This is a genomic window from Halomonas sp. AOP13-D3-9 (assembly GCF_052379125.1).
Taxonomy (GTDB): domain Bacteria; phylum Pseudomonadota; class Gammaproteobacteria; order Pseudomonadales; family Halomonadaceae; genus Vreelandella.
The window spans coordinates 11,987-24,538 of the sequence record NZ_JBQSYH010000008.1 but is presented as its reverse complement, the minus strand read 5'-3'; the positions used below and the strand labels follow the sequence as shown (position 1 = coordinate 24,538).

At 54.6% G+C, this 12,552-nt stretch carries 12 protein-coding genes; 9 read left to right on the top strand and 3 right to left on the bottom strand.

Annotated features, from left to right (window positions below; genetic code table 11):
* The first annotated feature begins 267 nt into the window (after window positions 1-267).
* A complete protein-coding gene (ccoG, locus tag ACT3UM_RS10245) occupies window positions 268-1,716 on the top strand; it encodes a cytochrome c oxidase accessory protein CcoG (RefSeq protein ID WP_498898451.1) in 1,449 nt (482 codons plus the stop codon).
* Between the two features lie 171 nt (window positions 1,717-1,887).
* A complete protein-coding gene (locus ACT3UM_RS10240; protein ID WP_498898449.1) occupies window positions 1,888-2,532 on the top strand; it encodes a hypothetical protein in 645 nt (214 codons plus the stop codon).
* On the opposite strand, the gene ACT3UM_RS10235 is transcribed toward ACT3UM_RS10240, so the two are convergent.
* A complete protein-coding gene (locus ACT3UM_RS10235; RefSeq protein ID WP_498898447.1) occupies window positions 2,529-3,557 on the bottom strand; it encodes a zinc ABC transporter substrate-binding protein in 1,029 nt (342 codons plus the stop codon). The genes ACT3UM_RS10240 and ACT3UM_RS10235 overlap by 4 nt on opposite strands.
* Before the next feature lie 111 nt (window positions 3,558-3,668).
* Between ACT3UM_RS10235 and ACT3UM_RS10230 the strand changes: the two genes are divergently transcribed.
* From ACT3UM_RS10230 to folE2, 7 genes are read left to right on the top strand one after another with little or no spacing between them, the layout of a single operon-like run.
* Window positions 3,669-4,412 carry a metal ABC transporter ATP-binding protein gene (locus tag ACT3UM_RS10230; RefSeq protein WP_498898445.1) on the top strand — a complete coding sequence of 248 codons (744 nt, stop codon included), beginning with the start codon at window positions 3,669-3,671 and terminating at the stop codon, window positions 4,410-4,412.
* Window positions 4,402-5,211, top strand: a complete 810-nt coding sequence (locus ACT3UM_RS10225) for a metal ABC transporter permease (RefSeq protein WP_498898443.1) — start codon at window positions 4,402-4,404, stop codon at window positions 5,209-5,211. The genes ACT3UM_RS10230 and ACT3UM_RS10225 overlap by 11 nt, the downstream gene beginning before the upstream one ends.
* A 32-nt stretch (window positions 5,212-5,243) precedes the next feature.
* The gene (locus ACT3UM_RS10220) at window positions 5,244-5,909 is read left to right on the top strand and encodes a DUF1826 domain-containing protein (RefSeq protein ID WP_498898441.1); all 666 of its coding nucleotides are present in this window, start codon (window positions 5,244-5,246) and stop codon (window positions 5,907-5,909) included.
* Window positions 5,910-5,951: 42 nt separating this feature from the next.
* Window positions 5,952-7,964 carry a threonine--tRNA ligase gene (thrS, locus tag ACT3UM_RS10215; protein WP_498898439.1) on the top strand — a complete coding sequence of 671 codons (2,013 nt, stop codon included), beginning with the start codon at window positions 5,952-5,954 and terminating at the stop codon, window positions 7,962-7,964.
* Between the two features lie 45 nt (window positions 7,965-8,009).
* The gene (dksA, locus tag ACT3UM_RS10210; RefSeq protein WP_386080712.1) at window positions 8,010-8,474 is read left to right on the top strand and encodes an RNA polymerase-binding protein DksA; all 465 of its coding nucleotides are present in this window, start codon (window positions 8,010-8,012) and stop codon (window positions 8,472-8,474) included.
* 6 nt (window positions 8,475-8,480) lie between these two features.
* A complete protein-coding gene (locus tag ACT3UM_RS10205) occupies window positions 8,481-9,572 on the top strand; it encodes a CobW family GTP-binding protein (RefSeq protein ID WP_498898437.1) in 1,092 nt (363 codons plus the stop codon).
* Window positions 9,569-10,471, top strand: coding sequence for a GTP cyclohydrolase FolE2 (gene folE2, locus ACT3UM_RS10200; protein WP_498898435.1), 903 nt, complete (start codon window positions 9,569-9,571; stop codon window positions 10,469-10,471). Before ACT3UM_RS10205 ends, folE2 begins: the two co-directional genes overlap by 4 nt.
* A gap of 72 nt (window positions 10,472-10,543) precedes the next feature.
* Here folE2 and ACT3UM_RS10195 read toward each other — a convergent pair whose 3' ends face one another.
* Together ACT3UM_RS10195 and ACT3UM_RS10190 are read right to left on the bottom strand one after the other, a co-directional pair.
* The gene (locus ACT3UM_RS10195; RefSeq protein ID WP_498898433.1) at window positions 10,544-11,284 is read right to left on the bottom strand and encodes an HIRAN domain-containing protein; all 741 of its coding nucleotides are present in this window, start codon (window positions 11,282-11,284) and stop codon (window positions 10,544-10,546) included.
* A gap of 1 nt (window position 11,285) precedes the next feature.
* The gene (locus tag ACT3UM_RS10190) at window positions 11,286-12,275 is read right to left on the bottom strand and encodes a HipA domain-containing protein (protein ID WP_498898427.1); all 990 of its coding nucleotides are present in this window, start codon (window positions 12,273-12,275) and stop codon (window positions 11,286-11,288) included.
* Window positions 12,276-12,552 lie beyond the last annotated feature (277 nt).

Genomic DNA, 12,552 nt, shown 5'->3' with positions numbered 1-12,552 from the left:
TTATAGAAAGCACCACTGTGCCGCATGTGCGAAGCGTAAAACAGACTCAAATATAGTAATAAACAGCATATCAGAAAGCAGCGGTGTGAGAGGCTAGTGCTAACTGATACGCCTTATTTCTCTAAAACTGCATCTGTTTGTGCCATCCCTGTATGAGCATAGTAGCGGCTAACTTAAAAGTCGCGCCTTCTAACAAATGCTTAATCATCTGCCCCGCGACGCCCCTCGACCGCATAAGCCTCCATTCTTTCTTTTTTGGATATCGGTATGACGCAACGCATTCCACTGCAAGACATGACTACTGAGGCGGCGGTTGAACACCATACTCCTCCGTCTAAGTCGCCCAATTCTCAGTCTCCCAGTAGCAAGCCACCGAAGCTCGGACATATTTATGTGCGAGAAATAAGCGGTTTTTTTCAGCGTATCCGGCGCTTTTCTAACTGGCTGTTGATGGCGCTCTATTTCGGCTTGCCGTGGATCAATTGGGGTGATCGGCCGCTGGTGTGGTTTGACCTCTCAGCCCAGGAGTTCCACCTGTTTGCGGCGACGTTTTATCCACAGGACTTTATCTTGCTCACCTGGATTCTAGTGCTGTGCGCTTTTGGGTTGTTTTTGATCACGGTAGTGGCTGGGCGAGTGTGGTGTGGCTACAGCTGCCCGCAAAGCGTGTGGACGTTTCTGTTTATCTGGTTCGAGCATCGCCTGGAAGGGCCGCGGCACCGGCGCATTCGGCGTGATAAAGCGCCAGGTAGACTGGATACGCTATGGCGCAAAACCGCCAAACATGCGGCTTGGCTGCTGATTGCGGTGGCAACGGGGGTTGCCTTTGTCGGTTACTTCACGCCAATCAGAGCGTTAGTGGTGGATATGTTTACCCTGGACATGCACCCTTTAGCGCTGTTCTGGATCGGTTTCTTTACCCTGTTTACCTACTTGAATGCCGGTTGGCTCCGCCATCAGGTATGCCTGCATATGTGCCCTTATGCGCGCTTCCAGTCGGCGATGTTCGACGCCAATACGCTGATTGTTTCCTACGATGCCGCCCGCGGCGAGCCGCGTCGGAACTCTCCTCAAAAGGGCGTTGAGGAAACTCAGATCGGTGACTGTATCGACTGTGAACTCTGCGTTCAGGTATGCCCTACCGGCATAGATATTCGCGATGGGCTGCAATACGAGTGTATTGGCTGCGCGGCGTGTATCGATGCCTGCGACAGCGTTATGGCGCGGATCGATAAACCGCTTGGCCTGATTCGTTACACAACCGAGCGTGCTCTGGAAGGTAAAGCGCCCCGTTTCTGGCGCCCCCAGCTGTTGGCTTATACGGCGGCGTTATTCTCCATGGTGGTGCTGTTAGTCGGTTTCTTGAACGCCCGGGTACCCATTGATGTAGAGATTGCCCGTGACCGTCAGGCGTTGTTTGAAAGCACGGCAGAGGGTCGCATTATCAATTACTACAACGTGACGCTGCGCAATCAAGATGGCCAAACCCATCATTACGCGGTATCAGCCGCGGGGATGCCAGGGCTTCGTCTGCAGGGAGTGGATACCTTAGAGGTGGCGGCGTTTGAAACACGCAGCCTACGCCTCGCACTCACCGCCGATGGGGATGATCTGTCACAGCCTAGCCATCCTATCGAGCTGCGCTTTATCGCATTAGATGACCCTTCCATCACGAAGGTCAGTGAAACACGTTTCCTGGGGCCTTCAGGGGAGTAGTGGGTACGGGTAGCTGATTTTTGCGATCCGTAGTCTGATCCGGCTTTTTTGAGGCTTTCTGAGCCTGTACTTGTCAGCTGTGCGCAGGCATAGTCGTTAAGTTAGTTTGAACGCTAACAAAGCTATTTGTCGCCTAGCTGGTTCGGTTTTGTTTAGGAGGTGCCCGTTAATATGTTGATATACATTGTGTTTTTGATGATTTTTGTGGGTGTGACCATTGCTTTATATCAGGTGTACGAAATTCATTACAATATAAACGTCGGTAATGATAAGAAGTTGTCTAAGGCCGATAAAAACCGCTTAAAAACGCTTTCTGACCAAGCTAAAACCACTCAACAAAACCATGCGTGGGCAGATTTCGATCAAGTGGCGGCCAATGCCTTGGGCTCTGAATTCAATCGGGATATCGCCTTGGCAGCGTTTTCTGAAGAGGAGGCAGGCAGCTATGCAATCCCCTTACTGCGGCGTAAAAAAAGATTGAGTTTTAACGGCGTTAGAGAAGGAGCGGAGAGAAACCGCATAAAAGTACGCCACTTGCCGTTTTGGAAAACAACGCTGCCGAATGTGAATATACGAGCAGCGTTGATTACCCTGGTGATTGTTAATTGTTTTCTGGTTCAGCTATTAGCAGCCATGACTGTCTACACGATTAGCTATCCGATATCGACTCCTTTTCTGGCCTGGCTTAACGACCCCCTGATCATCATGCTGGTTATTTATGCCTTTATCTTTATGTCGCTGCTTGTTTCAAAGTTTGATATGTATATGCACGACCTTTATCAACTTGGAAAGCTGTTTAAGAAAAAAGCTGTTTAGGCATCGGTGCAGCGCGCAATCTCATTAGCCAGCTGTTCCAGTAGCGCATCGTAAAGGCCAGCATCCACCGTCAGACCCACACCCAAAGGATCCATGACGCCGATATAAGCCGACGTATCTCCAAAGACATTATTGACCATCTGCGGATTGAACTGGGGTTCACTAAAGACACACTGGATATTTTCATCATTCACCAGCGTTTGCAGCTCCTCAATACGCGCGGGGCTCGGTGAAGAGGCATCGCCAATGGAAATGGCGCCTGCTGCGTGCACGTCAAAGGCCTCCTCGAAATACTGGTAAGCATCATGGAAGACAATAAAGCGTGTGTCGGCGCTGTTGGCCAAGCGACCCTGGATATGCGCCTGAAGACTAGTTAACTCCTCTTTGCCCTGGGCGGCATTTTCGCGATAGTACGCTGCGTTATCAGGGTCGATCTCACTTAGCTGCTCGGCGATGGCATCAAGCCAACGGCGTGCATTGGCAGGATCCAGCCAAGCATGAGGATTCATGCCGGTATGACTATGATCATGGCCGTGGTGGTCATGATCGTGCCCACTTTCGTCATGGCTGTCTTCATGGCCGTGGTGGTCGTGATCGCCGTGATCATGTCCATGGTCGTGGTCATGTCCGTCGTGGCCGTGTTCATCGGCGCCGTTTAGCGCAAAGGTCGCGCCTTCGCGGTATTCCAATGTGGTGATCCCGGGCACATCCATTAGCTCAAGATGGCGTGCATCACCGGCCAGGCTGTCGATGGGGCCGGATAGCCAGGGTGTGAGCGCGTCGCTTACCCATATGACCAGGTCGGCCTCATCGAGTGATTGCGCTTCAGAGGGCCGTAGCGAATAGCCATGCGGTGAAGCACCGGGCTGAATAAATAGCTCAGGATTGCCGCGCTCACCCATCACCTTGGCGACAAGCGAATAGACGGGCGGAATATCCACCGCAACACGTGGCACATCAGCGGCGGCCACAAGGGGGAAAGCCGCCAGTAGCGGCCATGATAAACGAGCTAAACGGTTGTTCATGGGTTCTCCTGATAAAAGTGACGGTGAATAAACGTAACAGTGAGCCGAGGCTCGCCTACATTTCTCTCATATGTTATAACATAACAGATACGTCAAGAGTGAATGTTAACTATGCGGCTTGCTCACCCTCCTGAGAGCGATGCGATCCTGAGCGTTCGCCAACTGAACGTTCGCTTCGGTGGACAGCAGATTCTTGAGAACATCAATCTCGACTTGTATCGAGAACAGGTTGTGACCCTGATTGGCCCCAATGGATCGGGAAAATCCACGCTGGTGAAAACGCTGATCGGTGCGGTCACGCCGACCTCGGGGCAGGTGACCATCTCACCCCAGCAGCGCATCGGCTATGTGCCGCAGCGGCTTCACTTGGATCCCACCTTGCCCATGACGGTCAAACGCTTTATCAACTTGCCGCATCGCCATGCGAATCGCGATGTACACAAGGCGCTGGAAGATGCCGGTGCCGAGGCGCTGATTCATGCGGCCATGAGCGAACTGTCGGGCGGCCAGTTTCAGCGCGTGCTGCTCGCCCGGTCGCTGCTGGTAAAGCCCGATATTTTGATTCTCGATGAGGCGACGCAAGGGCTGGACTACCGGGGCACCGCTGAGTTCTATCAGCATATCGAAACCGTCCGTCGCTCTTACGGCTGCGCTGTGTTGATGGTTAGTCATGATCTCCACGTTGTTATGCGCACCGCCGACCACGTGCTGTGCCTTAATCGCGTTATTTGTTGCGAAGGTAAGCCCGAACATGTTGCCTCATCACCGGATTATCAGGCGCTGTTTGGCGATCAGACTGCCCAGACCTTAGCCCTCTACCGCCATCAGCATCAGGAGGCCGCCAATGCTGGATGATTTTATGTGGCGCGCCATGTTCGCCGGAGTGCTGGTGGCGATGGCTGCCGCACCGTTGGGGTGTTTCGTGGTGTGGCGGCGCATGGCCTACTTCGGTGATGCGACAGCGCATGCCGCCATTCTGGGCGTCGCTTTAGCGCTGTTACTGAACGTCTCCATCTTCTTGGGGGTGCTGACAGTTGCCCTGGTGATGGCAAGCTGTGTGTCACTGCTCAGTGGGCGTGGCTATGCCATGGATACCCTGCTGGGTGTGATGGCGCACTCTGCCTTGGCCGTCGGCCTGGTGGCGGTGTCGTTTCTTGCCGGGGTGCGCATTGATCTCAATGCTTATCTATTTGGCGATATTTTGGCCGTCGGCAAAAACGACCTCTGGATCATCGGTGGCGGTGTAGCCCTGGTGCTGATACTGCTTTTCTGGCGCTGGTCATCTCTATTGACCGCGACATTAAGCGATGAGCTTGCCCATGCCAGCGGCATCCAGCCGCGCCGCGAACAGCTGGTACTCACCCTAGCGCTGGCGATGGTCGTTGCCGTGGCGCTAAAAGTGGTGGGCGTGCTGCTGATCGCCGCCTTGTTGATCATTCCAGCGGCCACGGCGCGCCCGTTTTGCCGCACGCCAGAAGTTATGGCGATTGTCGCCGCCGGGGTCGCCATGCTGGCGGTGACGGCGGGGCTCAGAACCGCTTATGTGATGGATACGCCGACCGGCCCGACGATTGTCACGCTGGCCGCTGCGCTGTTTACCCTGGCGACGATCACGACACAAGGCTGGCGCCTCTTTCGTCAGCGCATCCAATGACGGCTATCTCAAGAACGCTTATGGAGTCATTTATGTCTTCACGTATGTCTTCACTACTCCCCACTACTCAATTGACGCTGCCAGAGCATGCTGCTTGTGATAATGACATCAGCGTGTTGCCGCGCATCTTTGAAGACGCCATTAATATCGCGATTTTCCAGCGCCCTTTGCCTGCCGATACCGCCTTCAGCGCACAGGCTCAGTGCCAAACGGATCGCGCCTGGCAATATAGTTGGCTTGGTCATCCTGATGAAGCCTTCGCCGCTGATCTGCTTCGCCACCTGCCCGCCCCGGAGGCGGCAACCCCGCTGGTTGAGGATATGGCGACGATTGCCGAAGCGGTCGCCTTTCTGTTCGATACCCAAACCGTCGGTATTCGCTTGCGCCTGCTTAATAGTGCCATGTGCCCGCGCTTTCACTGCGATAACCTCCCCGTGCGCATGGTAACTACCTATTTCGGCCCGGGCAGTGAATGGCTGCCAGAGTACGCTATTAACCGTGAAGGCCTGGGCGCGCCGCACCCTGACCGACCCGATATCGTAACGGACACCCGCGCTATTCAACGCCTTTCACCAGGGGACATCGCGTTAATCAAAGGAAGCGGCTGGGTAGGCTGCGAAGAGCGGGGGTTAGTGCATAGAAGTCCCGCGTTAGATGGCGAAGGTAAGCGGCTGCTGATGAGCATTGATCCCGCTTAGTCGTTGATATAGCGATTTGCTTATTCCCACCCTGGAGACGATATGACTACCGCCGCCTTAGAACAGGCAGTGACTATCACCCTGCCGGATGGCGCCAAGCGCGACTTTAACCACCCGGTTAGTGTCGCCGAAGTGGCGCTCGCCATTGGCCCTGGTCTTGCCAAACAGACCCTGGCCGGTAGGCTCGATGGTCGCCTGGTCGATGCCTGTGAAGTGATTGATCACGATGCCCAACTGCAGATCATTACCCCTAAGGATGATGAAGGGCTGGCGATCATCCGCCACTCCTGCGCTCACCTGGTGGGTCATGCGGTTAAGCAGCTTTACCCCAGCGCCATGATGGTGATTGGCCCGGTTATCGACGATGGTTTTTACTACGATATCGCCTATGAGCGGCCTTTTACCCCCAGCGATCTCGCCGCCATTGAAGCGCGCATGAGCGAGTTGATCGATCAGCAGTATGACGTTGTCAAGCGCATGACACCTCGGGATGAGGCGGCCGAGCTGTTTAAGGCGCGCGGTGAGACCTACAAGCAGCGTCTTATCGAAGAGATGCCTGCGGAGGTCACCAGTGTGGGGCTGTATATCCACCAAGAGTATGTGGATATGTGCCGTGGCCCCCATGTGCCCAACACGCGTTTTCTGAAAGCGTTCAAACTGACCAAGCTGGCCGGTGCCTACTGGCGGGGCGATGCCAACAACGAGCAGTTGCAGCGTATTTACGGCACCGCCTGGGCGGATAAAAAGCAGCTAAAGGTGTACTTGCAGCGCCTTGAAGAGGCAGAAAAACGCGACCACCGGCGTTTAGGCCGTGGCCTAGACCTGTTCCACTTTCAGGAGGATGCCCCCGGCGCGGTGTTCTGGCACCCCCGTGGCTGGGCTGTTTTCCAGGAGCTGATTGCCTATATGCGCCGTCGCCAGCAGGCGGCGGGCTACGTGGAGGTTAACTCCCCCGATGTGATGGACCGAAGCCTGTGGGAAATCTCCGGCCACTGGCACAATTATCGCGAGCATATGTTCACCACCGAGACCGAGGATGGCCGCTCCCTGGCGCTCAAACCGATGAACTGCCCCGGCAGCGTGCTGCTCTACCGCCACGGTTTAAAGAGCTACCGCGACCTGCCCATTCGCATGGGCGAGTTTGGCAAGGTGCACCGCTACGAACCCTCCGGTGCGCTCCACGGGTTGCTCCGGGTGCGCCAATTTACCCAGGACGACGCCCATATCTACTGCACCCCCGGCCAGATGGATGCCGAGTGCCGGGACGTAGTGGCCCTGGTGCTGGATATCTACCGCCAGTTCGGCTTTGAGGACGTGCGCATCAAGCTCTCTACCCGGCCGGAAAACCGCATGGGCGATGATGCCAGCTGGGATCTGCTGGAAGGCGCGCTGGAGCAGTCGTTGACGGGTATGGGCCTAGCCTATCAGCTCAACCCAGGAGAAGGGGCCTTCTACGGCCCTAAACTGGAGTTTGTGCTATGCGACGCCATTGGCCGCGACTGGCAGTGCGGCACGCTTCAGGTGGATATGAACCTGCCCGAGCGCTTCGGCATTGAGTATGTGGCTGAAGACGGCCAGCGCAAGCGCCCCGTAATGCTGCACCGCGCGCTGTTTGGCTCGCTGGAGCGCTTTATCGGCATTCTGATTGAACACTACGCGGGCAAGCTACCGGTCTGGTTGTCGCCGGTTCAGGCGGTGGTGCTGTCGATCACCGACGAGCATGCTGCCTATGCCCAGGATGTGGCGCAGCTACTCAACGGGGCAGGCGTGCGCACCGAGGTGGATGTACGCAACGAGAAGATAGGTTACAAAATTCGCGAACAGACCCTCCAGCGTATTCCCTTTTTGCTGGTAGCGGGTGCCAAAGAGCGTGAGGCAGGCAGTATTGCCCTGCGCACTCGAGAAGGCGAAGACCTGGGCGTACTGCCTATTAAGCAAGCCGTAGCGCTACTGTTAGAGCATGTTCAAACGCCGGACGCCTTTGAGTGCCGTGCTGCTCAACAGCGTCTGCTTGAACGGCTGACAACTGTTGAGCATAACGGGCGACATTGCTGACTTTTATGTTACGTTATAACGTGAAATTTAGGGCGAGATCAATCTATGCAAGACCTAGGCATAAAAGCCAAAGAACAGCGTGTTGCTGCTGATAAAGCGTGGGCAGAGAAGCTACTGGGCATGCCCGCCAGCGACTATATGAATGACGAGCAACTGAGGTTTTTCCAGCAGCGCCTGTTGGCCGAACGTGACGAGATTGAAACGCACTTAAAAGAGATGAAGGACGTCATCGCTTCTCATGAGCGCGATAGCGACGAATCGGATCAAGCCTCTTTTGAGGAGGAGTTGCGCCTGGCATTGCGGCAAGCGGATCGCGAGAGCCGCCTGCTTAACAACATAGCGTCAGCCTTAAAACGCATTGAGAAAGGCGACTATGGCTACTGCGAAGAGACCGGCGAGCCTATTGGCCTAGCCCGGCTGATGTTTAGGCCCACCGCGAAGCTCTGCATTGAGGCAAAAGAGCGTCAGGAGCAACAAGAGCATCACTATCGCAAAGCGAGGTGGGAGTAAGGCGTTATGCAGGAACCGTCATTAATACCGGTCAATCTACTGACCGGCTTCTTAGGCAGCGGCAAAACCACGCTACTCAACCGCTGGGTTCACCAAACTTCCATGCACAACACTCTGGTGGTAATCAATGAGTTTGGTGCCATTGGGTTGGATCACCAGTTGATTACCCACAGCGATGAGCAAGCAGTGATCGAAATGAGTAGCGGCTGTTTATGTTGCACACTGCGTGGCGATCTTAGCCGTACGCTGCAACAAGCCATGGAAGACTTGGAAGCACAAGGGAAAGCGTTGCCCTCCCGGGTGGTGATTGAGACCACGGGACTGGCGGCACCCACCTCGCTGCTGCACCTACTGATGACCGATCACTGGCTTGCGCATCGCTTTAAGCTGGACAGCGTGGTGTGCTGTGTCGATGCGGCGAATGGCTTGGCGACTCTGGATGCCCACCAGGAGTCGCAACAGCAGGTCGCGGTTGCCGACAAGCTATTAATCACCAAAACCGACCTGGCGAGCGAAGAGGGCGTTTCCCGACTAGCCAATCAACTGGCCAAGCTGAATCCGGCGGCGGAGCAGTGGCAGGTGCTTAACGGCGAACTCTCGGCGGATCTGCTGGTGGGAGCGGGGTTGCATGTTGGCGATACCAAGGGTTTCCAGGTGGAGCGGTGGCTCAAAGCCGATAGCTACGCCTTGCACAAGGCCGATAGTCAGCCGTCTGCTTTTGCCGCTCCGCTGAAAAATTCGCCATTGAGCCCACATCAGCCCGATGCGCTTTCTCATCACGGCGCTAACATTAATGCCTTCTGTTTTAGTGTGAGCGAGCTTATTGAGCCTGATGCCCTGGAGGGGTGGCTGGACATTTTGATGTCGTTAATGGGCGACAAAATGCTGCGCATTAAAGCTATTGTGCATCTCACTGATCGGGATACGCCACTCGCGCTACATGGCGTACAGCATATTTTTCATCCCCCAGCGCCACTGCCAGCCAACAGTGTGAGCGACCGGGTATCACGCTTTGTGTTTATTACTCAAAACGTGGCGCCTGAAACCGTGGCCGAGCTCTACAACTTCTTCCACTCCTCTCAAGAGGTAGCCCAATGACCGTTTTAACCTTACCCGATGTCGCCAGCCAAACCACTCGCTTAACGAGTACGTTGACCTGGGTGGGGATGGAGGGCATCGCGCTACCTGTCCAGCTGGGCACTCGCAGCGTGACAGCCAAACTGGACGCGGGCGTTAGCCTCGATGACGCCGAGGCACGCGGCATTCATATGTCCCGGCTTTACCTGGCACTGGCACCGCTTGAGGACGCATCGCTCACCTTACCGAAGGTTAAAGAAATATTGGATGCGTTTTTAACCAGCCAGGAAGGGTTATCCCAGCATGCGTACCTTAATGTGGAAGGTGAGCTCCCACTCAAGCGGGAAGCGCTGATCAGCCCACTGGCTGGGTGGAAAAGCTACCCCTTTACACTGCGCTGCCAGTTAACCCCTGAGGGTTTTCAGGCGGAACTAGGGCTGACGGTAGGGTACTCGTCCACCTGCCCCTGCTCGGCGGCGCTAGCGCGGCAGTCTATCCAGCAAGCCTTTGAAGAGGATTTTGCAGAAATCCCGCTAACCCAATCGGCGGTATCGGCATGGCTGGGCAGCGAAGAGGGTATATTGGCCACGCCCCACAGCCAGCGCAGCAGTGTCGAGTGCTCGCTGCGTTTAGCCGAGGGTGAAAACGATGAACTGCCCATTGCAGCTTGGTTGGAGAGTTCGATTGATCGTATCGAAAAGGCGCTAGGCACCGCACTGCAAACCGCCGTGAAGCGCATTGATGAGCAGGCCTTTGCCCTCGCCAACGGCCAGAATTTGATGTTCTGTGAAGATGCGGCAAGACGGGTAGACAAAGCCTTGCGGCAAGCGCCGGGGGTCGCCGGTTTTCAGCTCAAGGTCGTGCATGCCGAGAGCCTGCATGCCCATGACGCAGTGGCGCGCAGTGAGTGGCATAGGTAGGCAGAATACGTTGAGCCCCCTTGCCAATGCAAAACGTTGGTAAGGGGGAGTAGGTTTAAGGCATGACCAAAACTAAGCCTGGATTTTCAGCGCGCGAACGGGAAGGTCGCCCTTTAAGATACGCGTCAAAACATAAACAAGCGGGCGTTCTGTTGTTCCGTTTATGCGGAACACTTCGCCTTCGAGAGTGGCGCCTTCATCCAACATGCGATGCAGCATGTCTAGGTGTCCTCTAGGTACATAGCCTAATTTACGCCCGCCGCTTTCTAATCGGATGGCACTGGCATCGACAGGGTTTTCAGGTTCAGGTACAAATTGCACATTGCTGCCTGCCTGTAAATCGGTTACTTCAAGCTGTGACTCATGACGGAAGCCTGCTATCTCAATCAATACTTCGAAGACCTCAGGTGGGTTGTCGAAAGGATGAACAAGTTCAAAACCGTCGTTAGGCAGCTTGGCACCGCTATAGCCCAGCAAGGCGAAATCACTGATCTTAGTTTTATCCGGAAGCGCTCGAAGCGCCAGGTAGCGCCCAAAATCACGACGGCTACGTGGTGGCAAGCGGCGAGTAAATGCCTCTAGTACCTGGTGGCTGTGCTCAGCTTGCCTCATAGGAAACGCCGGGTAGCCTCGAAAGCCCAAGCGCTTTGCTTCTGCTAGTTCCAGGCTGTCTAGGTCATACACCAGAACCACTTTATCGTCCCGCTTGACCAGCTCAGCCACTAGGTAGCGGGAGCGCAATTTGCTCTCGCGCGCCTGCCAATAAAGCAGTAGCCGGTCTGGTTCCACCAAGTGTTCGATTAAGCGGGTCATATCAATTCTCCAGAGCCTGTAACAGGCGCTCTCTCCTTGTCAGAGTCAAAAACGCAACGAACTCAGCACGTTGCTGGGTAAAGGGGTGTGGGATATCAAAAAAGGTCAAATGGCTAAGTAGCTCTCTAAGATCATCATCGCACCAACGTTGTAAGCGTTCTATCAGTATTGGTCGAATAGCAGGGAATTGCTGGCAATACTGAGTAACGCCCTGAATAAGCGGCAGGCGCTTTTGGTCGTCTTTGGTCATGCGCATGTGGTGCCGTCCCCTTTTAAGGTAGGCGTTGAATTCGTTATGGTCGCGCATCATGCGCTGCATTTTCTGGGGCTGCAACTCATGTCCGAGGCTGGTGCCATTATCAAAGTAGGGCGTGTAACGGGCCTTTGGGCCATTTTCTGCCCAAATCACTCCCCAGTTCTCCTGATGGCGGTCAGTATTGCCGATTAGTGCATCAAAACACAGGCATAGCCCCCAGTATTGCCTCCAGTCATGAGCAAGCCAACCGCCTCTTTCTAATACACGGCTGAGCTCGATAATGGTTGTTAAGTTGTGCTGCCTACCTTTATCTATATCGAACGCTGGTATGAGCCTCTGTAAGTAATCCCCGCCAGCAACATAGCGATCTTCCTTACTATCGGCATAGCCAATGAACCACTCATTGACGGTACCTGGCTCGTTTCGAGCAGAGTCAATGGCAACAAAAACCGGTGGTAGCGTAAGCCCCATTAATCTACCGATCTGAAATGCGATCACTTCTGCCCAGTATTGATCGGGATATCGTGGTTCAGAGCTCTTTGCGCTCTTAATAGCTTCCTTGAATAAATAGCGATGCCCAGGCACACAGAAATCATAGGGGGTTGGGTTGGGACAAACGCGAAGTGATTTGTCACGAGCGCCTACTGGGAAAACGTCGTAATCTTCATGAACATCCCAACCAGTGATGTCTATCACTTGGTCTGATCGCTGATGAGTGCTTTTACGGTTAATCATGGTGATTTCTACCTACTTAAATATTCAAAAGCCCTCCTGAGCTTTCCGGATTGCAGATCAAATGGTCAGAGCCACGATACTTTTAACCTTAACTCAACACATAACGTACAGCTATGAAATACCCTCAGACGCGGCATGGCATCAATGCATAGTTAAAGTCGTGTATGTCGAGGGCGGATGCCCACAACGCAGTGGCGTGCAGTGAGTGGAATTGGTGAACGTGCATGGGCTTGCTTGGCGTAGGAGAGGACGAACGATTATTGGCCTTCCGTGCAGC

Bases quoted from the DNA above. Each gene is read 5' to 3' on its own strand.
- ACT3UM_RS10205 (WP_498898437.1), top strand. From the start codon at position 8,481: ATGCAGGAACCGTCATTAATACCGGTCAATCTACTGACCGGCTTCTTA.
- folE2 (WP_498898435.1), top strand. From the start codon at position 9,569: ATGACCGTTTTAACCTTACCCGATGTCGCCAGCCAAACCACTCGCTTA.
- thrS (WP_498898439.1), top strand. From the start codon at position 5,952: ATGACTACCGCCGCCTTAGAACAGGCAGTGACTATCACCCTGCCGGAT.
- ACT3UM_RS10230 (WP_498898445.1), top strand. From the start codon at position 3,669: ATGCGGCTTGCTCACCCTCCTGAGAGCGATGCGATCCTGAGCGTTCGC.
- dksA (WP_386080712.1), top strand. From the start codon at position 8,010: ATGCAAGACCTAGGCATAAAAGCCAAAGAACAGCGTGTTGCTGCTGAT.
- ACT3UM_RS10190 (WP_498898427.1), bottom strand. From the start codon at position 12,275: ATGATTAACCGTAAAAGCACTCATCAGCGATCAGACCAAGTGATAGAC.
- ACT3UM_RS10195 (WP_498898433.1), bottom strand. From the start codon at position 11,284: ATGACCCGCTTAATCGAACACTTGGTGGAACCAGACCGGCTACTGCTT.
- ACT3UM_RS10240 (WP_498898449.1), top strand. From the start codon at position 1,888: ATGTTGATATACATTGTGTTTTTGATGATTTTTGTGGGTGTGACCATT.
- ccoG (WP_498898451.1), top strand. From the start codon at position 268: ATGACGCAACGCATTCCACTGCAAGACATGACTACTGAGGCGGCGGTT.
- ACT3UM_RS10220 (WP_498898441.1), top strand. From the start codon at position 5,244: ATGTCTTCACGTATGTCTTCACTACTCCCCACTACTCAATTGACGCTG.
- ACT3UM_RS10225 (WP_498898443.1), top strand. From the start codon at position 4,402: ATGCTGGATGATTTTATGTGGCGCGCCATGTTCGCCGGAGTGCTGGTG.
- ACT3UM_RS10235 (WP_498898447.1), bottom strand. From the start codon at position 3,557: ATGAACAACCGTTTAGCTCGTTTATCATGGCCGCTACTGGCGGCTTTC.